This window comes from Luteibacter sp. UNCMF331Sha3.1 (assembly GCF_900109915.1).
In the GTDB taxonomy this organism is placed as follows: Bacteria; Pseudomonadota; Gammaproteobacteria; order Xanthomonadales; family Rhodanobacteraceae; genus Luteibacter.
On record NZ_FOBU01000002.1, the window covers coordinates 631,243 to 652,065 of the forward strand.

Genomic DNA, 20,823 nt, shown 5'->3' on the forward strand with positions numbered 1-20,823 from the left:
ATCCGGCGACTTTCGTCCGCCGTCAGGCGGGCTTCTGCTTCGTGCCGAAGATCTTGTCGCCGGCGTCGCCGAGGCCGGGCAGGATGTAGCCCAGCTCGTTCAGGTGGTCGTCGATCGAGGCCACGTAGATCTCGATGTCCGGGTGCGCCGCCTCGATGCGCTTGAGGCCCTCGGGCGCGGCCACGAGGAACAGGCCCTTGATCTTCTTCGCGCCGGCGGCCTTGAGCATGTCCACCGTGGCGACCAGCGTGCCGGCCGTGGCGAGCATGGGGTCGACGATGATGGCCGTGCGCTCGTCCATGCCGCCGCTGAGCTTCTCGTAGTACGCGACCGGTTCGAGCGTCTCTTCGTCGCGCTGGAGGCCGACCACGCTCACCTTCGCGGCGGGGATCATCTCGAGCACACCGGTGAGCATGCCGAGGCCGGCACGCAGAATCGGCACGATCGTGACCTTCTTGCCCTTGATGTGGGTGACCTCGACCGGACCGGCCCAGCCGTCGATCGTCTTGCACTCGGTCTCCATGTCGGCCGTCGCCTCGTACGTCAGCAGCATGGCCACTTCGGATGCCAGCTCGCGGAATTCCTTGGTGCTGATGCCGGCGCGGCGCATCAGGCCCAGCTTGTGCTGGATGAGCGGGTGGCGGACTTCGACGATCTTCATGGGCGACGATTCGGTGAGGGCGATGAAGGCATTGTCGCATCACCTGGTGGGAGCCAGCCTGCTGGCGATGGGGGCTCGCGGCGAGCACTCATCGCCAGCAGGCTGGCTCCCACCCGAAGACGCTCAGCCCTTGAGGCAGGTACTCATGAACGCCTTGCGCGCGTCGCCCTTCAGGCTCTTCGCGGAAGCGTCCTTGTTGCACGAGGTCATCTTCTGCTGCTGCGTCGTCTTCGCGGGCTGTTCGCCCTTGAGGCAGCTGCTCATGAAGGTCTTGCGGTCGTCCCCCTGCTTGCCGGTCGCCTGCGTGTTGCAGGTGCTCATGCGTTGTTGCTGGGGGGTCAGGTCTTTCTTCGCGGGCGCGTCCTGCGCGGCGAGGCTGGCGCAGGTAGCGAGAAGGGACATGGCGCAAAGGACACGAAGCTGCGTAAGCATGGCGAACCTCTACGTGACGCCGGTCAGTCCGGCCGGTGGAGCTTAGCGCGATCGGTGTCCCCTCACCGTACGTGGCGAAAAGCCAACGTCACCGGCCCCCTCACCGTCATCCCGGCGAACGCCGGGATCCACGGCGATTTCGTGCGACGACGACCGATCAGGCCGCCTTCTCGGTCGACGCGCTGCGGCGCGGACCTTCCTTCAGTGCGTGGCGGATCTCTTCCACGATCAGGTCGACCTCGGCGCTGGTGACGCGGAAGTGCGGGGTGAAGCGCAGCGAATTGACGCCGCCGTGGATCACGCCGATGCCGCGCTCGCGCATGTATTCCTCGGTGGAACCCTCGCCGAAGCACTTGAACTCCGACGACAGTTCGCACGAGAAGAGCAGGCCGGTGCCCTGCACCTTGGTGATCAGTCCACCGAGTTCGCCCTTGAGCGCCTCGATCTTCTCCACGAACTCCCGGCCGCGCTCGCGGATGTTGGTGCGCACCTCGTCGGTGAGCTCGCCGAGCGTGGCGAGCGCGACGTCGAGCGCGCGCGGGTTGGCGGTCATCGTGTTGCCGTAGATGCCTTTGCGATACAGGCCCGCCACCTGATCCGACACCGCCAGCACCGACAGCGGGTACTGCCCGGCGTTGAGCGCCTTCGAGAAGGTTTCCATGTCCGGCGCGTCGAGCGATTCGAAGCCCGGGTAATCCACGATCGACAGCACGCCGTGCGCGCGCAGGCCCGCCTGGATGGAGTCGACGAGCAGCAGCGTGCCGTGGTCGCGGGTCAGTTCGCGCGCGGCGGCGTAGAACTCCGGCGTGACGGCCCGGCCCGGGTCGCCTTCGCCCATCACCGGCTCCAGGAACATGGCCTCGATGAACCAGCCCTGCCGGTCGGCCTCGGCGAACGCGGCCTTCAGCTGCGCGACGTTGTACGGCTCGACGGTGATGAGGCTGTCTTCGCTGCGGTAGCTGGCGAGGTGCTGCTGATAATTGCGGCGCGACGAGTCCGAATACAGCGCAGGGCGCTCGGTCCGGCCATGGAACGCGCCCTTCACCGCCAGGCGCTTGATCGTGCGGCCCGCGTGGCGTGCACCCGGGTCGGTCATCAGGCGCGCGTTGACGTCGGCGACGCGGCCCGCGAGCGTGACGGATTCCGAACCGGAATTGAGGAACATGAAATGCGTGTACGGGCTGGCGCCACGCGTGCGGCCGAGCTCCTTGCGCAGGGCCTCGCACAGGCGAAGCTGCGACACGCTCGCCGTCATCACGTTGGCCATCACCTGCGGACGCGCCATCGCGTCGAGGATGGCGTCCGGGTTGTGGCCGAAGCCGAGCATGCCGTAGCCGCCGTCGTCGTGGATCACGGCACCCTTCAGCGTGACGATCCACGGACCGCGCGCGGCGGCGGGAACGTAGGGATTCACGCCATCGTCGGGATAGAAGTTCACCAGACCGCACTGCAGGTCCTGGAGCTGGTCCGCCTCGTCCTTGCGCAGGAAGTCGGCCATGTCGGCGCGCAATGCCCGATGCACGGCGACGGCTTCTTCCACCGCGCGTCGCAGCGACGCGTCGTGGGTGGCGAAGCGCTCGATGGACGTGTCGGGAAGGCCCCGTGTACGCGGCGTGCCGCCGAAGTCGCGCAGTTCGCGCAGGTGAGCCATGACGTCCATAACCGATCCTCAAAAACGATGACGCGGCACTAGCTGTGGTCCGATCCCTTAAGAGGCCGCTAAGTATCTATATGTAAAGGGATTATTGGCCGAGGATAGCATGCGCTTTTTGGCCGCGTAACCCCCGGGTGACGGTTGTCACATCCGCACAATGACGGACGCGACTGCCGCCAAGGGGTTGCACGCGTTTATGTTGCGACGCAAGGGAGGGCACATGAACGAAGACACTCGCATCGCAAGGCTTTCGGGCGTTCGCAAACGCTACGGAACGATCGTCGCACTCGACGGCATCGACCTCGACATCCACCGTGGCGAACTGGTGGCGTTGCTGGGTCCGAACGGGGCCGGCAAGAGCACGAGCATCGGCCTGTTGCTGGGTCTCCAGCGCGCCGACGAAGGCGACGTGACGCTGTTCGGCGGCGATCCGCAGGATATCGCGACGCGGCGTCGCATCGGCGTCATGCTGCAGGCGGCGACACTGCCGGCCACGCTGAAGATCGGCGAACTGCTCCGGCTGACCGCCAGTTACTACCCCGCACCGCGCGATCTGGCGGAATGCGCGGGGATCGCGGGCGTGACCGATCTCCTTGGCCGTCGCTACGGCGACCTCTCCGGCGGGCAACAGCGCCGCGCCCAGTTCGCGATGGCGATCGTCGGCAGGCCGGACCTGCTGTTCCTCGACGAGCCGACCGTCGGCATGGACATCGACGCGCGCCAGTCGCTGTGGGCGGCCATCCGTCGCATGCTGCACGAAGGCTGCGCGGTGGTGCTCACCACGCACTACCTCGAGGAAGCCGAAGCGCTCGCGGATCGTGTCTGCGTCATCGCGAAGGGGCGGGTGGTGTCGCAAGGCAGCGTCGACGCCCTGCGCGCGCACGTCGCGCTGCGCCGGATCCGCTGCGTCACGACGCTGGAGGCCGGGACCGTCGCGGCATGGCCGGATGTCGTCAAGGTGGATGCGCAGCAGGGGCGCCTCGCGATCGCCACCCCCCGTGCCGAAGCCGTCGTTCGGCGTCTCCTGGAGGCCGACCCGGCGCTTGCCGATCTCGAAGTGCAGCGTGCCGGCCTCGCCGAAGCGTTTCAGGAAATCACCCGCGAATCCGCCATCGTGGAGGAGGCCGCATGACCACCATCGACCGTATCGCCCATCCCGTCATGCGTCCCGCCCGCGTCGTCGCCGCCTACGTCGAGGAAGCGCGCGCGGAATGCCTGCGCTACCTGCGCAACCCCGGGTTCCTGCTGCCGACGCTGCTGTTCCCGTCCGTGTTCTACCTCATGTTCGGCGTGTTCCTCGGGCATGCCAACGGACCCGACGCACCGAAATACCTGCTGGCCTCGTATGGAACCTTCGGCGTGATGGCGCCGGGCCTCTTCGGCTTCGGCGTATCGCTGGCGCTGGAGCGCGACACCGGTCTGCTCACGCTGAAGCGCGCCCTGCCGATGCCGCCGGGTGCCTATCTCCTCGGCAAGATGTGCATGGCGCTGCTGGTGGTGGCGATCGTCGCGATCATCATGCTCTGCCTCGCGCTGTTCCTTGGCGGCGTGCATCTGCCGCCGTCGCGCATCGCGACGTTCTTCGTGCTCGAGGTGCTCGGCGTCCTGCCGTTCGCCGCGCTGGGCCTGTTCATCGCCACGCTGGTGAAGGGGCAGGGCGCGCCGGGCGTCGTCAACCTCGTCTACCTGCCGATGGCCTTCCTGTCGGGCCTGTGGTTTCCGCTGTCGATCATGCCGGGATTCCTGCAGGCGATCGCGCCGCTCTGGCCCGCGTACCATCTCAATCGCCTGGCGCTCGGCGCGGTGGGGCTGGGCGATGGCGTCGTGTGGACGCACGTCGCGGCGCTCGCGGGTTACACGGTGGCGTTCGTGCTGATCGCCGCGCGTCGCCTGCGTCGGCACGGTTGAAGTAGCATGGCGATTCACGTGACGGGGGGTACGTCGACGATGCGCTCGTGGTTCCGGCCCGCGCCGGGTTCGCTCTGGAATCGCTTTCGCGATCAGCCGCGGCTGCGCGTCGCCAGCCTGTTCCATCTGGTCTGGACGGTGTACGTCTTCGCCGATCTCGTCTTCCGCAACGACATCGGACCGTACTGGATCGTCGCGACGGCGCTGTCGTTCCCGGTGTTCCTGGTGCTCTACGCGCAGGCCTACCTGCGGCCGCTCGGGCAGGTGCACTGGTACGCGCTCGCGGTGGCCCTGCTCGGCTACGCCACGCTGCACTTCAACGCCAGCGGCGGCGGATGCTATGTGATCTACGCCTGCGCGATGATGGGTTTCGAGGGCGCGCCGCGCCGTTGCATCGTGAGCATGGCGGGCATCATCGCCGGTTTCCTCGGCATGGCGTGGTTCGTCGCCGGGTGGCCGTTCGCCGCGATGGCGACGGTCGCGTTCATCGCGTTCGGCGTGGGCACCATCAACGTCGTCTACCGCTTCAACGCGCAGCGCGACGCCGAGCTGAAACTCTCCCACGACGAAATCCGTCGCCTCGCCGCGACGGCCGAGCGCGAGCGCATCGGCCGCGACCTGCACGACCTGCTCGGCCACACGCTGTCGCTGATCGCGCTGAAACTGGAGCTGTCGCGCCGACTGGTCGATCGCGACCCCGTCGCTGCGCGCCGGGAAATGGAAGAGGCGGAACAGGTCGCACGCCACGCCCTGGCCGAGGTGCGGTCGGCGGTCACCGGTATCCGTGCGTCCGGCGTGATCGCGGAACTCGCGGCGGCCCGCCTGCTGCTGAACACGTCGATGATCGAGTTCACCTACGGCGACACCGTGCCCGACGTGCCCGTGCGCATCGACAACGAACTCGCGCTCGTCCTGCGCGAGGCCATCACCAACATCCAGCGCCACGCCGGCGCGACGTTCGCCGAGGTGCGCATCACGGTGGACGCGCACGCGTGCGTCATGACCGTCGTCGACAACGGTCGCGGCATCGCCGGCGGGGAAGGCAATGGCATCTGCGGGATGCGCGAGCGCGTTCGCGCGCTCGGCGGTACGATCGCATTCGATCCCGCCGCTTCGAAAGGCACCACGTTGCGCATCCACATCCCGTTGCGGGCAGACGACCGCGCCCTGCCGGCTCCCGCGGAGCGCATCGCATGATCCGTGTCTTGCTCGCGGAGGATCAGGCGATGGTTCGGGGCGCGCTCACCGCGTTGCTCAACCTCGAGCCCGACATCGAGGTGCTGGGCTCCGCCGCCGACGGGGAAACCGCGTGGCGCGAACTCCAGCGCCTGAAACCGGACGTGCTCGTCACCGACATCGAGATGCCCGGGCTCACGGGGCTGGAGCTCGCGCAGCGCATCCGCCGTCACGAGCTGCCGATGAAGGTGATCATCGTCACCACCTTCGCGCGGCCGGGTTTCCTGCGGCGCGCGCTCGATGCGGGCGTGGGCGGCTACCTGCTCAAGGACGCCCCGGCGGAGGGGCTCGCCGAAGCGCTGCGCACGGTGCACCGGGGCGGACGTGCCATCGATCCGCAGCTGGCGCTCGAAGCATGGTCCGACGCCGATCCCCTGAACGACCGGGAGCGTCAGGTCCTGCGGCTGGCCGGCGAGGGGCACTCCGCCAGCGACATCGGCACGCAGCTCAACCTCTCGCACGGGACGGTACGCAACTACCTGTCCGAGGCCATCGGCAAGCTCGGCGCGGCCAACCGCATCGAGGCATACCGCCTGGCCCGGCAGAAAGGCTGGCTCTGAACGACGTCGGCGGAAGCGGCCGGGCGTGTCGACGGTCGCGCCGGGGTCCCCCGGCCGCCCCGATGGGCGATAATGCCCAACCGCTCCGCCGCTCGGCCGTCCCCGTGAAAAAATCCGACTTCGATTTCGACCTTCCGCCCGAACTGATCGCGCAGGCCCCACTGGCCCGCCGGTCGGGCAGCCGGCTGCTGGTGGTCGACGTCGAGGCGCATACGAAGAAGGACCGCCGGTTCGTCGACCTGCCGGAGATGCTCGGCCCCGGCGACCTGCTGGTCTTCAACGACACCCGGGTGCTGCCGGCGCGCCTGTACGGCCGGAAGGAGTCCGGCGGCGCGGTGGAGATCCTGATCGAGCGCGTCACCGGCGCGCACGAAGCCCGCGCCCAGCTCGGCGTCAGCAAGAAGCCGAAAGAGGGTGGCCGGATCGAGCTCGCCGACGGCAGCATGGTCACGGTGCTCGGTCGCGAGGGCGAATTCTTCCTCCTGCGGTTCGAGGGCGACGAGCCGCTGGAGCGCGTTCTGTCGCGGCTCGGCGAGATGCCGCTGCCGCCGTACATCGAGCGCGGCGCCGACGAGGCCGACAAGGAGCGCTACCAGACGGTGTTCGCACGCACGCCGGGCGCGGTGGCCGCGCCCACGGCGGGCCTGCATTTCGACGAGGAGCTGCTCGCCCGCCTGCGCGAGCGCGGCGTCGACATGGGCTACGTCACCCTGCACGTCGGTGCGGGCACGTTCCAGCCGATGCGTGCCGACGACATCCGCGACCACGTGATGCACCGCGAGTGGCTGAACGTCGGTGCCGGGCTGGTCGAGAAGATCCGCGCCACCCGCGCCGCCGGCGGCCGCGTCGTCGCGGTGGGCACCACCGTGGTCCGGGCGCTCGAAAGCGCCACCGTCGAGGGCGTGCTGCGGCCCTTCGCGGGCGAGACGCAGATCTTCATCTTCCCCGGTTACCGGATCACCAGCGTCGACGCCCTGATCACCAACTTCCACCTGCCGCAGTCCACGCTCCTGATGCTGGTCTCGGCGCTGGCGGGCAAGGAAGCGATCTTCGACGCGTACCGCTACGCCGTGCTGCAGCGCTACCGCTTCTTCTCGTACGGCGACGCGATGCTGATCCTGCCGCCGAAACGCGTGTGAAGTTGCCGCTGCCTAGGTAGGAGCCGCGCTAAAGGTTTCCGCGGCAGCGCCGATAAGCCCACCGAACGACCCCCGACGGTACGGACGATGGCGAAGAAATCCTCCAAAGACTCCACGCGTGCGCCCCTGGCGCTCGACGCGGACCTGCGCATCGCCGCCGCGCCGGCCCTGCGCGAGACGTTGCTCGCCGCGCTCGCCGCCCGCGAACCCATCGCGATCGACGCGTCGGCCGTCGGCCAGATCGACACGGCCGGCCTGCAGGTGCTGGCCGCGTTCTCGCGCGATGCGCATGCCGCCGGCCTGCCGGTGACCTGGGCCGGCGTCAGCGACACCCTGCGTCGCGGCGTGGCCGCGCTCGACCTCACTGCTTTGATTGAACTGCCGGCCGACGCCGGCGTGAACTGAAGGTGCAGCAATGGCAAAGATTCTTGCGGTAGACGATTCGGCCTCCATGCGCAGCATGGTGGCTTTCACCCTGCGCGGCGCGGGCCACGACGTCGACGAGGCCGACAACGGCCAGGCGGCGATCGATACGGCGCGCGGTACGAAATTCGACCTCGTGCTCGCCGACGTCAACATGCCGGTGATGGACGGCATCTCGATGGTGCGCGAAATGCGCACGATGGCCGGCTACAGCGGCGTGCCGATCCTGATGCTGACCACCGAGTCCAATCCGGAAAAGAAGATGGAAGGCAAGGCCGCCGGTGCCACCGGCTGGCTGGTGAAGCCTTTCGACCCCGACCAGCTGCTGGCCACCGTCGCCCGCGTGCTCGGCTGATTCACCCGCAACACGTTCCGGCAATCAGGGTTTCCCATGTCCAAAGTCGATCTGGCGCAATTCCACAAGGCGTTCCACGAGGAAAGCCTCGACGGTCTCGACGCCATGGAGCAGGCGCTCCTCGCGCTGGACGAGGGTGCCGACGATCCGGAACTGATCAACGTCGTGTTCCGCGCCGCCCATTCGATCAAGGGGGGTGCGGCCACGTTCGGCTTCGCCGACGTCGCCGCGTTCACGCACGTGGCCGAAAACCTCATGGACGAGGTCCGCAGCGGCCGTCGTCCGATGGACAAGGCCGTGGTGGAGTTGCTGCTGCGCTCGGGCGACACCGTGCGCGACATGCTTTCGCTGTCCATGGCCGGCCAGCCCGCCGCCACCGCCGAGAGCCAGGGCCTGCTGGCCGAGCTGTCTGCGATGGTCTCCGGCGTCGCCGCCGCGGCGCCCGCGGCGGCTCGCGCGGCCGCGCCGGTCGAAGCGATCGAAGGCTGGGACATCGCCTTCCGCCCGTTCGACTACCTGCTGAAGACCGGTAACGACCCCGCCCGCATGTTCCGCGAGCTGGCTGCGCTCGGTCCGCTCCAGGTCTCGTGCGACGCCACCGCGCTTCCGGCGCTGGCCGACATGGACGCGTCGTCGTCGTACCTCGGGTGGACGCTTCGCCTCGATGCCGGCGCGAAGCGCGCGGCGGTCGAAGGCGTGTTCGACTGGGTCGACGGCGACTGCGACCTCACGCTGACCCCCCGCATCGCCGTGCCGGTCGTCGAGCCCGTCGTCGCGGCGCCCGTCGCGGCGCCCGCGACGGCTGCACCGCGCGCGGTACGCGACGTCGCCGCCAATACCGAGGCGAGCTCGGTGCGCGTCGGTATCGAGAAAATCGACACCCTGATCAATCTCGTCGGCGAGCTGGTCATCACCCAGTCGATGCTCAGCCAGTTCCACGACGGCGTGGACCCGGGCCAGCTCGACATGCTGCGCCAGGGCCTGGCCCAGCTTTCGCGCCACACGCGCGAGTTGCAGGAAAGCGTGATGAGCATCCGCATGCTGCCCATCAGCACGGTGTTCAACCGCTTCCCGCGCCTCGTGCGCGACCTCGCCCAGAAGCTCGAAAAGAAGGTCGTGCTCGACATGCGCGGCGAAACCACCGAGCTCGACAAGACGGTGCTGGAAAAGATCGGCGATCCGCTGGTTCACCTCGTGCGCAATGCGATCGACCACGGCCTGGAAGTACCGGCCAGGCGGCTCGCCGCCGGCAAGGGCGACACGGGTACGCTGCGCATGGAGGCCTTCCATCGTGGCGGCTCCATCGTGGTGGAAGTGGCCGACGACGGCGCGGGTCTGAACCGCGACGCGATCGTGGCGAAAGCCATCCAGCGCGGCATCATCGCCTCCGGCGATGGCATGTCCGACGACGCGGTGGCGGATCTCATCTTCGAGGCGGGCTTCTCGACCGCGGCCGCGACCACCGACCTCTCGGGCCGCGGTGTGGGCATGGATGTCGTGCGCCGTAACGTCATGGACCTCGGCGGCACCGTTTCCATCCGCAGCACGCACGGGTCCGGCACCACGTTCACCATCGCGCTTCCGCTCACCCTCGCCATCATCGACGGCCTCACCGCCGCGGTGGGCGCGGAAACCTACATCGTGCCGCTGGTATCGATCGTGGAATCGGTGCAGGTGAAGCCGGACGCCATCCGTAGCGTGGCCGGCGGCGGCGAGCTCTTCCGCTTCCGCGACCACTGGCTGCCGATCGTGCGTCTCTACGACGTGTTCGGCTGCGAAGGCCCGCGACGGGCGATCGACGAGGGCATCGTCATCGTCGTGGAAGGCGAGGGTACTCGTATCGGCCTCTTCGTCGACGAGCTCATCGGCCAGCAGCAGGCCGTGGTGAAGTCCCTGGAAGCCAACTACCGCCGCGTGGCGGGCATTTCCGGCGCCACGATCCTCGCCGACGGCGCGGTGGCGCTGATCGCCGACGTGGCCGGTCTCGTCCGCCTGCAGTCGCGCCGCAAGGCGGCGTAAGCATCCATCGATCCGCCCGTTGCCCGGTGGGAGCCAGCCTGCTGGCGACGGGTGCTTGCCGCGAGCTCGCTTCGCCAGCAGGCCGGGGCGGGTTCCTGCCGGGCGAACACAGGTCGATTTCCCTCTCAAGTCCCGGCGGCAACGGCCGATACGCCTCTGGTAAGGGGCCCGAACCGCCGCTCAGATCCGCCGTGGGAACGACATGAATCAGCACGCCAGCACCGCCACCGATGCGACCGACGAGGTCGTGCAGTACCTCACAGTCAACCTTGGCAACGAGGAATACGGCGTCGACATCCTCGCCGTTCGCGAGATCCGTGGCTGGACGCCCGTCACCCGCATCCCCCAGGCGCCGTCGTACGTCCTCGGCGTGCTGAACCTCCGCGGTGCCATCGTGCCGGTGCTCGACCTGCGCCTGCGCTTCGGCCTGACACGCGAGGAGTACACCGCCACCACGGTGTGCGTCATCGTCATGGTCGCTGGCCGGCAGTTCGGCGTGGTGGTCGATGCCGTTTCCGACGTGGTCGACGTCCTGCCAGGCAGCGTCCGTCCGGTGCCTGACATGGGTACCACCGTCGATACCGAATACCTCAAGGGGCTGACGTCCGTCGGCGAGCGCATGGTGTTGCTGCTCGACGTCGATCGTCTCCTCCAGCCGCAGGATGCGCAGATCCTCGAGGCCGCCCTGGCCTCGTCCGAAGCAAAAGCCGTCGCCTGAAGCCCACGTGCGGGCGGCCCAGGCCGGTCCCGCGATTGCCGATTGGAATCGTGATGAAGAAGTTCAAGCTCAAAGTCCCCGCGATGACCGTCCGCGGCCGCCTCTACGGCGTGCTCGGCCTGCTCACCCTCATGCTGCTGGGTGGCGCCGCCGTCGGGCTCGGCTCCATGCACTTCCAGAACGAAGGCATGCGCCGCATTTACGAAGAAGAACTCGTGCCGTCGGAGATGCTCAACCGCATCGCCACGAACTCGCTGATGTCGTTCGTCGTGCTTGGTGAGGCATCCGCCAAGGTCACCAATGCCGACCAGGTGAAGCAGAAGATCGCGGAGTTCCAGAAGTACCAGGACGAACTGCAGAGGACGAAGGCCGACTTCCTGAAGGTGCCGATGTCGGCCGACATCAAGAAGCTGTACGACCAGTGGGAAGCGACCAACGCCGACTACGGTCAGGCCAAGACCGACATGCTCGACGCCCTGACGCACGCCGATGAGGGTGCCAGCGACGTTCTCGAGCTGCAGGTGCGCCCGCTCCTCATGGAGCGCCAGGCCCAGCTGGCTAAGCTCGTGCAGGGCAAGCGTGACGAAGCCGCGGCGATCTTCGCGAAGGAGTCCGTGCAGTACAAGACGATCCGCGCGGTCAGCATCGTGTCGCTCGCGCTCGGTCTCGCCATCTGCCTGTTGATCGGCGTGCTCGTGGTGCGCTCCATCATCCGCACGCTGTCGCATGCGGTGCAGGTCGCCCACCTGATCGCCGAAGGCAAACTCGGCCACGACGTGCAGGTGACGCGCAGCGACGAACTCGGCCAGCTGCAGGGCGCGTTCCGTGCGATGGACGAGCGCCTCGGCGCGATCGTCGCCGAAGTCCGCCACGGCGCGGGCTCGGTCAGCACCGCCGCGCAGCAGATCTCGCGCGGCAACGACGACCTCTCGCAGCGCACGCAGGAACAGGCATCGAGCCTCGAGGAAACCGCGTCGTCGATGGAAGAAATGACCTCGACGGTGAAGCAGAACGCCGAAAACGCCAGCCACGCCAACCAGCTCGCCCGCGGCGCGCGCGAGCAGGCGGAACGCGGTGGCGAAGTGGTCGCGCAGACCGTCGTCGCGATGCGCGACATCCATTCGTCCAGCAAGAAGATCTCCGACATCGTCAGCCTCATCGACGAAATCGCGTTCCAGACCAACCTGCTCGCACTCAACGCGGCGGTGGAAGCCGCACGTGCGGGCGAGCAGGGCCGTGGCTTCGCCGTGGTCGCCACCGAGGTGCGCAACCTGGCGCAGCGCTCGGCGAACGCCGCGAAGGAGATCAAGGGCCTCATCAACGACAGCGCCGACAAGGTCGCCACGGGTTCGGCGCTGGTCGACCAGTCCGGCAGGGCACTGGCCGAGATCGTCGACAGCGTGAAGAAGGTGACGGACATCGTCGCCGAGATCGCCGCCGCCAGCGCCGAGCAGTCGGCGGGCATCGATCAGGTGAACCACGCCGTGCTGCAGATGGACGAAATGACCCAGCAGAACGCCGCGCTGGTCGAAGAGTCCGCCGCCGCCGCCCGCGCGATGCACGAGCAGGCCACGGAGCTCAGCCGCCAGGTCGCGTTCTTCCAGATCTCGGGTCAGGCCGGTGCCGCCGCCGCGGCCCGGGCGCCGCGCAAGGATCCGGCGCGCGAAGAAATGGAAACCGTGTTCGCCGCCGTGCGCAGCGCACCGGCCCCGCGTGCCCCGCGTCCGGTCGCCGAGTCGGCCGACGCCGGAGCCTGGAAGGAGTTCTGATCGATGAACGCGCTCGTCGACAACGGCGATGCCGCCGGTCTGGCGGGCGCCACGGGACCGAACCTCGGCGAAGCCGAGTTCGCGTTCCTCCGCGAATTCGTGTTGCAGCACTGCGGCATCGCGCTGGGCGACCACAAGCGGCAGCTGGTGCAGGGGCGTCTGCTCCGCCGGCTGCGCGCGCTGGGGCTGCCCGGCTTCGCGGACTACTGCGAGCTGCTTCGCCGCGATCCGCAATCCGAGCTCGGCGAGCTGGCCAGCTGCATCAGCACGAACGTCACGTCGTTCTTCCGCGAGATGCATCACTACGATCTGCTGATCGACGAGCTGCTGCCGCGCTGGCTCGACGAGAAGCGCGGCGGACGCCTGCGCATCTGGTCCGCCGGTTGCTCCACGGGTGAGGAGCCCTACGCCATCGCGATGGTGCTCGCCGAAGCGCTCGAGCGCGCCAACGCGAGCGTCGACGCGAAGATCCTCGCGACCGACCTCTCGCCGCAGGCGCTGGCCGCCGCGCGCAAGGGCGTGTATCCGGTCGACCGGCTCGGTGGCGTCAGCGACGCGCGTCGCAAGCGTTGGTTCCTGCGTGGCGAAGGCGCTTACGACGGCTTCGTCCAGATTCACCCTCGTCTGCGCGAGCTGGTCACGATTCAGCCGCTAAACCTTCTTCACGAATGGCCCATGCAGGGCCGCTTCGACGCGATCTTCTGCCGTAACGTGGTCATCTACTTCGACAAGCCTACCAAGCAGCGCCTGTTCGCCCGTTACGCGGGCCAGCTGGAGAGCCGCGGCTACCTGTTCCTGGGGCACTCGGAGTCCATGTACGGGCTGTCCGAAGACTTCGACCTGATCGGCCGCACCGTCTACCGGAAGCGGACATGAGCGACGCGTTCGCCGTCCAGCCGCGCACGTTCGCGGGTTTCGACCCGAAGAACGTGCTGCCGGGTTTCGAGCACGTGCGCCGTTTCTGGGATCCGGCGCAGGAAGTGGTCACGGTCAAGATCCTGCCCGGCGAGTTCTACGTGAGCCGGCAGGAGGAAATGATCTCCACCGTGCTCGGCTCGTGCGTTTCCGCCTGCGTGCGCGACGCCCGCCTGCGGATCGGCGGCATGAACCACTTCATGCTCCCCGAGCCCACGGGGGAGCGTGACAGCTGGAGCTCCACGATCGGCAGGGCGGCGCGCTACGGCAACGATGCCATGGAGCAGCTGATCAACGCGATCCTGAAGGCCGGCGGGCGGCGCGACGACCTCGAAGTGAAGATCTTCGGGGGAGGGCGCGTGCTCGCCACCATGACGGACATCGGCCAGCGCAACATCGCCTTCGTGCAGCGGTACATCGCGACGGAGAAACTGAAGCTCTGCGCGGCCGACGTGGGCGACATCTACCCGCGCCAGGTCCAGTTCTTTCCGGTGAGCGGCAAGGTGCGCGTGCGCCAGCTGCGCTCCATGCACGACCACAGCCTGGCCGATCGCGAGAAGAGATACCTCAAGCGATTGGCCGACGATCCGATAAAGGGAGAGGTCGAGCTGTTCTGACGGCATCCGTCGGCAGCCGCCTCCATCCCACCGTCCGGTCGGCTCGCCGACGCCGGACGTCCCGCCACCCGAGTTGCAAGGCCCATGCAGAAAGTACGCGTTCTCATCGTCGACGACTCGGCCCTGGTGCGTAAGGTGCTGTCGACCATGCTCGAGTCCGATCCGGGCATCGAGGTGGTGGGCACCGCCGCCGATCCGTTGATCGCGCGCGAGAAGATCAAGCAGCTCAACCCCGACGTCCTCACGCTCGACGTCGAGATGCCGCGCATGGACGGCATCACGTTCCTCGACAACCTGATGCGCCTGCGTCCGATGCCGGTGGTGATGGTGTCCACGCTCACGGAGCGTGGCGCCGACGTCACCCTGCGCGCGCTGGAGCTGGGCGCCGTGGATTTCTTCACGAAGCCCGCGGCCGACCTCGCCAACACTTTCATGGAGCACGCGCCGGAGATCTGCGCCAAGGTGCGCCTCGCCGCCGGCGCGAAGCCGCGCGAGCGCAGCGCGGTGGTCCGCCTCGACGCGGCGAAGCTCGACGTCGCACCGCGCCTCTCCGCCGACGCCGTGCTGCCGCGTGCGCAGTCGCCGGGCACCCGTGGCGGCACACGCATCATCGCCATCGGCGCGTCCACGGGCGGCACCGAAGCGATCCGCGTGGTGCTGGAAGCCATGCCACCCACTGCGCCGCCCATCGTGATCACCCAGCACATCCCGGCCGCCTTCAGCGGTCCGTTCGCCGCCCGCATGGACGGCTGCTCCGCGATGCGCGTGTGCGAAGCGCGCGACGGCCAGCCCATCCAGCCCGGCCACGCGTACATCGCGCCCGGCAGCCAGCACCTGCTGGTGATGTGGGATGGCGCGCGTCACGTCTGCCGTCTTCACGACGGCCCGCCGGTCAACCGCCACAAGCCCGCCGTCGACGTGCTGTTCCGCTCCATGGCCGCGAGCGTTGGTGCCGCCACCGTCGCCTGCCTGCTCACCGGCATGGGCGACGACGGCGCGCGCGGTCTCGGCGAACTGAAGGAGATCGGCGCCCACACGCTCGTGCAGGACGAAGCCAGTTCCGTCGTCTGGGGCATGCCCGGTGCCGCCTGGAAAGCCGGCGCCGCGAGCGAAATGCTGCCCCTCGACGCCATCGCGGCGCGCCTGCTCGCGCTGGCCCATACACCCGTATCCGTCGCCGCGCGCGTCGGTGCCTGAACTACCGAGACATCATCATGTCGATTCCGAAGAACGAACGCATCGTGGGATTCGCCGCCAGCGCGGTCGCCCTCGTCCTGGTCCTGGTGTTCCACGCCGCATGGGTCGCCCCCGTCGTGGTCGCGCTTCTGACGGCCACGTGGATCGCGATCTGCCTGCGACCCGCCCCGCTGCCGGAGGTCGAGGTGGTGCTGACCAGCGCCACGAGCGACGAGGCATCGGTGCGCGAGGCGATGGAAGACGTGCGTAGCGCCATCGTCGACGAACTCGGCCACGCGAGCCGCGAACTCAACCAGGCGCTCGACCTGCTGCGCGATGCCGTCGCCGAGCTGGGCGGCGGTTTCAACGGCCTGTCGCAGAAGACGGGCAAGCAGCAGAAGCTGCTCAGTCAGATCATCGAAGGTGGCGGCACCGGCATTTCGGTGCAGGACTTCGCCGACCGCACGGCCGGCCTGCTCGAACACTTCGTGGGCCTGATCGTGCAGCTGTCGCGCGAGAGCCTGCGCATCGTCTATCGCATCGACGGCATGGCGAAGGAAATGGACGCCGTGTTCGCGCTGCTGAAGAACGTGAACACCATCGCCGAAGAAACCAACCTGCTGGCGCTCAACGCCGCCATCGAAGCGGCGCGCGCCGGCGAGTCCGGTCGCGGTTTCGCGGTGGTGGCGGGCGAGATCCGCAACCTCGCGCAGCACAGCAACCAGTTCAACGAGAAGATCGGCACGCACGTCGAGCGTTCTCGCACGGCGATGGAGCAGCTGCGCGAGCTGGTGGGCCACATGGCCTCGCAGGACATGAACGTCGCCCTGTCCGCCAAGGGCGGCATCGACGAGATGATGTCGACGATCACCGAGTCCAACGCACGCACCAGCGCCGCCGCCGACGAGGCCGCCACGATCAATCGCGGTCTCGGCAACGACGTGTCGACCACCATCCGTTCGCTGCAGTTCGAGGACATCCTCAGCCAGCTGCTGCACCAGACGCGCTCGCGCCTGGTCGAGCTCCAGGAAATCACCGCCGACTGCACCCGCGATATCGAAGAGCTCGCCTGCGCACCGGCCGAAGCCTCCGAGCTCGGCGCTCGTGCGCAGCGTGTCCGCTCGCGCCTCGCCGAGCAGCGTGAACGCGCCCGCCTGCGCTCGCGCGGCCCCGCCCTCCAGCAGTCCATGGCTGCCGGCGACATCGACCTGTTCTGAGGAGAGCCACGATGGCCATCAACGTTCACCACGACGCCGAGCAGGGCTGCCTCACGCTGCACCTGGGCGACCGCTTCGACTTCTCGATCCACCGCGCGTTCCACGACGCCTGCCTCGGCGACATCGCGCCCGCGCGCAGCTACGTGCTCGATCTCGAGCAGGTCACCGGCATGGACAGCTCGGCGCTGGGCATGCTGATGCTGCTGCGTGAACACGCGGGCGGCGACCGGGCCGAGATCCGCATCGTCAACGCGGGTGCCGAACTGCGCAACACCCTGCGCATCGCCGGCTTCGACAAGTTGTTTACCGTGCACTGATCGCGGATTCCCGGTGCCTCGAGAACGCCCCGCCAACGCGGGGCTTTTTTTTTGCGGTGGGAGCCAGCCTGCTGGCGAAACGTGCTCGCAGCAAGCACCCTTCGCCAGCAGGCTGGCTCCCACCGAGTAATTGTTGACGCCGCTCTCACTACGACGGCGTTTCGACACGATGTCGAAGCTGCTTAGACAGCTGTATACGTTGCGTCGTCAAACGGCCGAATTTGCTTGGAAGACGCTCATTCAACTGCCGCTTTTGCGCCATTGCCGCGTAGGGAGCGGCGTTTCATGGTTGCGCGGATGTGACGAAGATCACAGTCGTTTTCCGGCTCCCACATGGCAGGGGGCACTACCCAAGGCGCCACGCGCCCAAGGAGTGAATCATGAGCGAGCAGACATTTGGCAAGGTTCTGACACGTACGCTGCTGGCGAGCTGCATCCTCGCCGCGTCGATTTCCATCACCGCGTGCAGCGGCCACGGCTCGACTCGCTCGGGCGGTGGCGCAGGCGGCACCGTGCAGCCCGGCGGCGCCGGCGGCACGGGTGACAACGGCGGTGGCTCGGGCGGTGGCTCGGGCGGCGGCGCCGGTGGCGGCGGCGGTAGCGGGGGCGGCAACGGTGGCGGTAGCGGCGGCAACGGCGGCGGCAACGGCAGCGGAGGTGGCGGCAATGGCAACGGTGGCGGCACTGGTGGCGGTAATGGGGGTGGCACTGGCGGTGGCGATGGCGGCGGCGGGGCAGGCGGAACGCCAGCGGCCGGCAACGCGATCGGCGCGGTCACGACGGGCGCGGGCGGCATCATCACGGCGGTAGGCAACACCGTCTCCGACGTGGCGTCGCAGATTCCGGCGACCACGATCCTCGGCGGCAACAGCGGACTCGGCACGGGCCTCGGCAGCGCGGTCGACGGCCTCGGGAACGCGATCACCACGATCGGCAACGGGACCAGCGCGGGCCTTGGCCAGATCGGCAACATCGACAACCCGGTCGGCACGACCACGAACGTGCTCGGCGACGCCGTGCAGCAGGTGGGCGGCGCGGTGAACGATCTCGGCGACGGTGTCGGGACCATCGCGGCCGGCACCCCGATCGCGCCCATCACGTCGCTCGTCGACAACGTCGTCTCGAATACGGGCAACGGTATCGATCAGCTCGGCCAGGCGCTCGACGGCGCGTTGCAGTCGAATGGCGCGAACGCCCTGACGGGCACGATCAGCGACGTCGTGAACCCGCTGGCCGACGCTCTCGGCACCGGCGCGGCGCAGATCAATTCGGGCAACCTCGTCGCGGCGACGGGCAACGCGGCGGGCGGCATCGTCGGCGGCGCGAGCTCGGCCGTCACGGGTCTCGGCGCGAACATCGCCAACGCGCAGATGTCCGGTCCCGCGGGGGGCCTGACGTCGGTTCTCGGCAACACGCTCGCCGATGCGGGCAGCGCGATCTCGCCGCTCAGCAGCGGGTTGCATGCGGGCCTGGGCAGCGCGGCGCCGGGGGCGGGTAACACCGTGGCGCCGACGGTGATCGGTGTGACCGATTCGGTGAAGGGCATCGGGGCGGCTGTCGCGGATGCCGGTTCGGGCCCGCTCGCACCGCTCGCGGCGCTGACGACCCCGGTCGGCAACACCGTGGCGCAGATCGGCGGCGGCGCATCGGCGGCCGTGAGCGGTCCCCTCGCCGGCGTGACCGACGCGGCCAGCGGTATCGTCAACGGCGTCGCCGGTGTCACCGGCATCAACGCCGTGGCGAATCCTGGTTCCGGCGCCGGTGCGGGCGGAGCGGCCGGGGTGAATACCCTCGTCTCGGGCGTGACCAACACGGTCGGCGGTGTCGTCGGCGGACTGGTGGGTGGCCTGAACGGCGGCACGAGCAACCCGAACGGGGGCGACGCCCCGCTGAAGGGCCTGTTCGGCAAGCGCCGGTGAGGTAACGCGCCTGGCGATATCCGGGTATGCGCGCGCGACGACGGTCGCGCGCGTTTTTCGCACGTGAACGAGGAACGTCCATGTCCCGATGGTTCGGCTGCCTGCTTGGCATGACCGTCGTCTGCTCCATCCAAGCGCAGGTCCGCGCACCCGCCAACCCCTTGCAGACTCTTCCACGCGTCGAAGCGCCGAAACAGGCGCCGTCCGTCAAAGTCACCGTGCAGGCGCCCAACGCGGCGCTCGAAACGCTGATGGCAACGCACGTCACGCCGACGCGCTTCGACGTCACGGGCGTCCGCTCCATCCCGTTCGCCGAGGTGGCCGACACCTTCGCCCCGATGCGCGGCAAGGACGTGACCGTGCGCGATCTCATCGCCGCGGCGGACCGTGTCACCGCGGCGTACAAGGCGCGTGGCTATGCGTTGTCGTTCGCCTTCGTGCCGGCGCAGACGCTCGCGGGCGGCGTGGTGAAGATCCAGATCGTCGAAGGTTACGTGGCATCGGTGAACGTCACCGGCGACGCAGGCAACCTCGACGCCCGCATCCGCGCGATGGCCGCGCACATCGTCGGCGAACGGCCGCTGCGGCAGGAGACCTTCGAGCGCTACACGCAGCTGCTGGGCCAGCTGCCGGGCGTGAAGATCGGCGCGAACGTCGCGCCACCGACGACGACCGATGGGGCGACGGCGCTCGATCTGTCGGTGACGCGGCAGCGTTACGACGTGAGTTACGGTCTCGACTTCAATCACCCGGGCGCTCAGGGCGTCTTCTCGCTGGTGGAGAACGGCGCCACGCCGCTGGGCGAGCAACTCACGCTGTCGACGCTGTTCCCGAACGGGGGCGGGCAGCGTTTCTATTCGGCTGGCTATCTCCAGCCCGTCGGGTCGCGGGGATGGCAGGCGAAGGTCGATGCCAGCCGCTACTGGGGTCAGCCCGACTCGGACGAGCAGCTGCCATCGAACCTCGCGCATCGTCTGACGCAGGAGCGGCTCGCACTCGCCGCGATCTATCCGATCGTGTTGAGCAACACGGAGCGCGTGGGTCTCACCCTGGGGATCTACGCGTCGCGCCAGGACGATCGCTACCGCAACGTCGATACGGGCGCGATGGTGGCGCTGCAGTCCAGCGTGCGTGTGCTCAACGCCGAGATGTCGTGGCTGAAGGTCGGCACGAAGCAGACGCGACAGTTCGCGATCGGCGTCGCGCACGGTTTCGCCGGACTCGGTGCGTATTCCCGATCGGTGAGCAACGTCGGTGGCCTCGGCCTCGCGACGCCGGACGCCTCGTTCACGCGCTACACCGGCAACCTGTCGTGGTCGTCGCAATGGGCGCACGGGCTCGGTACGGTGTTTCGCGCGACGGGGCAGTACAGCGACGCCGCGCTCCCGTCGACGGAGCAGATCAACTTCGGCGGTCCGAGTTTCGCGTACGCCTACGATCCCGGCGACGCCGCGGGCGACAGCGGCTGGGCGGCCTCGGCCGAAATCAATCGCAGCTTCGTCTCGGGAACGACGTGGATCAAATCGGTGGTGCCGTACGTCGCCTACCAGAGCGCGCGCGTCTATCTGAACGGCGCGCGCCCCCTGATCGATCGGCTGGACTCCGCCGCGATCGGCCTGCGTGCGTCGGATAACAAGCACTACTCGATCGACTTCGCGCTCGCCTGGCCGACGGGCGACAAACCGCCCGAAACCAGCGACCGTGACATGCGCTGGAACCTGACCTTCAGCTACAAGCTCATGTGACCGGGCCTTCACGTGGCCGGCGCCAAGATCCTGCGACACGCCA

The 20,823-nt window shown here is 68.4% G+C and carries 20 protein-coding genes; 17 read left to right on the plus strand and 3 right to left on the minus strand.

What is annotated here, in order from left to right; translation table 11 throughout:
- Nucleotides 1-22: 22 nt before the first annotated feature.
- The 3 genes from upp to BMX32_RS11150 all read right to left on the minus strand — a co-directional run bounded on the left by upp (nucleotide 23) and on the right by BMX32_RS11150 (nucleotide 2,753).
- Nucleotides 23-661, minus strand: coding sequence for a uracil phosphoribosyltransferase (gene upp, locus BMX32_RS11140; RefSeq protein ID WP_089978830.1), 639 nt, complete (start codon nucleotides 659-661; stop codon nucleotides 23-25).
- A gap of 123 nt (nucleotides 662-784) precedes the next feature.
- Nucleotides 785-1,063, minus strand: a complete 279-nt coding sequence (locus tag BMX32_RS11145; protein ID WP_244511500.1) for a PsiF family protein — start codon at nucleotides 1,061-1,063, stop codon at nucleotides 785-787.
- A 187-nt stretch (nucleotides 1,064-1,250) separates the two neighbouring features.
- Nucleotides 1,251-2,753: an aminotransferase class III-fold pyridoxal phosphate-dependent enzyme gene (locus tag BMX32_RS11150; protein WP_089978836.1), complete on the minus strand. Its 1,503-nt coding sequence runs from the start codon at nucleotides 2,751-2,753 to the stop codon at nucleotides 1,251-1,253.
- A gap of 214 nt (nucleotides 2,754-2,967) precedes the next feature.
- Between BMX32_RS11150 and BMX32_RS11155 the strand changes: the two genes are divergently transcribed.
- The 17 genes from BMX32_RS11155 (at nucleotide 2,968) to BMX32_RS11235 (ending at nucleotide 20,780) form a co-directional block, all read left to right on the plus strand.
- Entirely contained in the window at nucleotides 2,968-3,879 is a 912-nt protein-coding gene (locus BMX32_RS11155) for an ABC transporter ATP-binding protein (RefSeq protein WP_089978839.1), read from the plus strand.
- Entirely contained in the window at nucleotides 3,876-4,655 is a 780-nt protein-coding gene (locus BMX32_RS11160; protein ID WP_244511501.1) for an ABC transporter permease, read from the plus strand. Before BMX32_RS11155 ends, BMX32_RS11160 begins: the two co-directional genes overlap by 4 nt.
- Before the next feature lie 6 nt (nucleotides 4,656-4,661).
- The gene (locus tag BMX32_RS11165; RefSeq protein ID WP_089978841.1) at nucleotides 4,662-5,852 is read left to right on the plus strand and encodes a sensor histidine kinase; all 1,191 of its coding nucleotides are present in this window, start codon (nucleotides 4,662-4,664) and stop codon (nucleotides 5,850-5,852) included.
- Entirely contained in the window at nucleotides 5,849-6,451 is a 603-nt protein-coding gene (locus tag BMX32_RS11170; protein WP_089978844.1) for a response regulator transcription factor, read from the plus strand. The genes BMX32_RS11165 and BMX32_RS11170 overlap by 4 nt, the downstream gene beginning before the upstream one ends.
- 62 nt (nucleotides 6,452-6,513) lie before the next feature.
- Entirely contained in the window at nucleotides 6,514-7,590 is a 1,077-nt protein-coding gene (gene queA, locus BMX32_RS11175) for a tRNA preQ1(34) S-adenosylmethionine ribosyltransferase-isomerase QueA (RefSeq protein ID WP_170843636.1), read from the plus strand.
- 87 nt (nucleotides 7,591-7,677) lie between these two features.
- Nucleotides 7,678-7,995 carry an STAS domain-containing protein gene (locus tag BMX32_RS11180; RefSeq protein WP_089978848.1) on the plus strand — a complete coding sequence of 106 codons (318 nt, stop codon included), beginning with the start codon at nucleotides 7,678-7,680 and terminating at the stop codon, nucleotides 7,993-7,995.
- Between the two features lie 10 nt (nucleotides 7,996-8,005).
- The gene (locus tag BMX32_RS11185) at nucleotides 8,006-8,368 is read left to right on the plus strand and encodes a response regulator (RefSeq protein WP_089978853.1); all 363 of its coding nucleotides are present in this window, start codon (nucleotides 8,006-8,008) and stop codon (nucleotides 8,366-8,368) included.
- Between the two features lie 36 nt (nucleotides 8,369-8,404).
- A complete protein-coding gene (locus BMX32_RS11190; RefSeq protein ID WP_089978856.1) occupies nucleotides 8,405-10,387 on the plus strand; it encodes a chemotaxis protein CheA in 1,983 nt (660 codons plus the stop codon).
- Between the two features lie 202 nt (nucleotides 10,388-10,589).
- A complete protein-coding gene (locus BMX32_RS11195; protein ID WP_089978861.1) occupies nucleotides 10,590-11,105 on the plus strand; it encodes a chemotaxis protein CheW in 516 nt (171 codons plus the stop codon).
- A gap of 53 nt (nucleotides 11,106-11,158) precedes the next feature.
- A complete protein-coding gene (locus BMX32_RS11200) occupies nucleotides 11,159-12,874 on the plus strand; it encodes a methyl-accepting chemotaxis protein (protein WP_089978867.1) in 1,716 nt (571 codons plus the stop codon).
- A gap of 3 nt (nucleotides 12,875-12,877) precedes the next feature.
- The gene (locus BMX32_RS11205; protein WP_089978871.1) at nucleotides 12,878-13,750 is read left to right on the plus strand and encodes a CheR family methyltransferase; all 873 of its coding nucleotides are present in this window, start codon (nucleotides 12,878-12,880) and stop codon (nucleotides 13,748-13,750) included.
- Complete coding sequence (gene cheD / locus BMX32_RS11210; RefSeq protein ID WP_089978873.1) at nucleotides 13,747-14,406, plus strand: chemoreceptor glutamine deamidase CheD; 660 nt, start codon at nucleotides 13,747-13,749, stop codon at nucleotides 14,404-14,406. Before BMX32_RS11205 ends, cheD begins: the two co-directional genes overlap by 4 nt.
- 84 nt (nucleotides 14,407-14,490) lie before the next feature.
- Complete coding sequence (locus tag BMX32_RS11215; protein WP_089978876.1) at nucleotides 14,491-15,603, plus strand: protein-glutamate methylesterase/protein-glutamine glutaminase; 1,113 nt, start codon at nucleotides 14,491-14,493, stop codon at nucleotides 15,601-15,603.
- Between the two features lie 17 nt (nucleotides 15,604-15,620).
- The gene (locus BMX32_RS11220) at nucleotides 15,621-16,799 is read left to right on the plus strand and encodes a methyl-accepting chemotaxis protein (RefSeq protein ID WP_089978879.1); all 1,179 of its coding nucleotides are present in this window, start codon (nucleotides 15,621-15,623) and stop codon (nucleotides 16,797-16,799) included.
- An 11-nt stretch (nucleotides 16,800-16,810) separates the two neighbouring features.
- Complete coding sequence (locus BMX32_RS11225) at nucleotides 16,811-17,116, plus strand: STAS domain-containing protein (RefSeq protein WP_170843637.1); 306 nt, start codon at nucleotides 16,811-16,813, stop codon at nucleotides 17,114-17,116.
- Nucleotides 17,117-17,496: 380 nt separating this feature from the next.
- Nucleotides 17,497-19,035 carry a collagen-like triple helix repeat-containing protein gene (locus BMX32_RS11230; protein ID WP_089978881.1) on the plus strand — a complete coding sequence of 513 codons (1,539 nt, stop codon included), beginning with the start codon at nucleotides 17,497-17,499 and terminating at the stop codon, nucleotides 19,033-19,035.
- A gap of 80 nt (nucleotides 19,036-19,115) precedes the next feature.
- A complete protein-coding gene (locus BMX32_RS11235) occupies nucleotides 19,116-20,780 on the plus strand; it encodes a ShlB/FhaC/HecB family hemolysin secretion/activation protein (protein WP_170843639.1) in 1,665 nt (554 codons plus the stop codon).
- Nucleotides 20,781-20,823 lie beyond the last annotated feature (43 nt).

What these genes read in the sequence shown, in the direction of transcription:
- upp (WP_089978830.1), bottom strand. Translation starts at nt 661, where the DNA reads ATGAAGATCGTCGAAGTCCGCCACCCGCTCATCCAGCACAAGCTGGGC.
- BMX32_RS11145 (WP_244511500.1), bottom strand. Translation starts at nt 1,063, where the DNA reads ATGTCCCTTCTCGCTACCTGCGCCAGCCTCGCCGCGCAGGACGCGCCC.
- BMX32_RS11150 (WP_089978836.1), bottom strand. Translation starts at nt 2,753, where the DNA reads ATGGACGTCATGGCTCACCTGCGCGAACTGCGCGACTTCGGCGGCACG.
- BMX32_RS11155 (WP_089978839.1), top strand. Translation starts at nt 2,968, where the DNA reads ATGAACGAAGACACTCGCATCGCAAGGCTTTCGGGCGTTCGCAAACGC.
- BMX32_RS11160 (WP_244511501.1), top strand. Translation starts at nt 3,876, where the DNA reads ATGACCACCATCGACCGTATCGCCCATCCCGTCATGCGTCCCGCCCGC.
- BMX32_RS11165 (WP_089978841.1), top strand. Translation starts at nt 4,662, where the DNA reads ATGGCGATTCACGTGACGGGGGGTACGTCGACGATGCGCTCGTGGTTC.
- BMX32_RS11170 (WP_089978844.1), top strand. Translation starts at nt 5,849, where the DNA reads ATGATCCGTGTCTTGCTCGCGGAGGATCAGGCGATGGTTCGGGGCGCG.
- queA (WP_170843636.1), top strand. Translation starts at nt 6,514, where the DNA reads ATGGGCGATAATGCCCAACCGCTCCGCCGCTCGGCCGTCCCCGTGAAA.
- BMX32_RS11180 (WP_089978848.1), top strand. Translation starts at nt 7,678, where the DNA reads ATGGCGAAGAAATCCTCCAAAGACTCCACGCGTGCGCCCCTGGCGCTC.
- BMX32_RS11185 (WP_089978853.1), top strand. Translation starts at nt 8,006, where the DNA reads ATGGCAAAGATTCTTGCGGTAGACGATTCGGCCTCCATGCGCAGCATG.
- BMX32_RS11190 (WP_089978856.1), top strand. Translation starts at nt 8,405, where the DNA reads ATGTCCAAAGTCGATCTGGCGCAATTCCACAAGGCGTTCCACGAGGAA.
- BMX32_RS11195 (WP_089978861.1), top strand. Translation starts at nt 10,590, where the DNA reads ATGAATCAGCACGCCAGCACCGCCACCGATGCGACCGACGAGGTCGTG.
- BMX32_RS11200 (WP_089978867.1), top strand. Translation starts at nt 11,159, where the DNA reads ATGAAGAAGTTCAAGCTCAAAGTCCCCGCGATGACCGTCCGCGGCCGC.
- BMX32_RS11205 (WP_089978871.1), top strand. Translation starts at nt 12,878, where the DNA reads ATGAACGCGCTCGTCGACAACGGCGATGCCGCCGGTCTGGCGGGCGCC.
- cheD (WP_089978873.1), top strand. Translation starts at nt 13,747, where the DNA reads ATGAGCGACGCGTTCGCCGTCCAGCCGCGCACGTTCGCGGGTTTCGAC.
- BMX32_RS11215 (WP_089978876.1), top strand. Translation starts at nt 14,491, where the DNA reads ATGCAGAAAGTACGCGTTCTCATCGTCGACGACTCGGCCCTGGTGCGT.
- BMX32_RS11220 (WP_089978879.1), top strand. Translation starts at nt 15,621, where the DNA reads ATGTCGATTCCGAAGAACGAACGCATCGTGGGATTCGCCGCCAGCGCG.
- BMX32_RS11225 (WP_170843637.1), top strand. Translation starts at nt 16,811, where the DNA reads ATGGCCATCAACGTTCACCACGACGCCGAGCAGGGCTGCCTCACGCTG.
- BMX32_RS11230 (WP_089978881.1), top strand. Translation starts at nt 17,497, where the DNA reads ATGAGCGAGCAGACATTTGGCAAGGTTCTGACACGTACGCTGCTGGCG.
- BMX32_RS11235 (WP_170843639.1), top strand. Translation starts at nt 19,116, where the DNA reads ATGTCCCGATGGTTCGGCTGCCTGCTTGGCATGACCGTCGTCTGCTCC.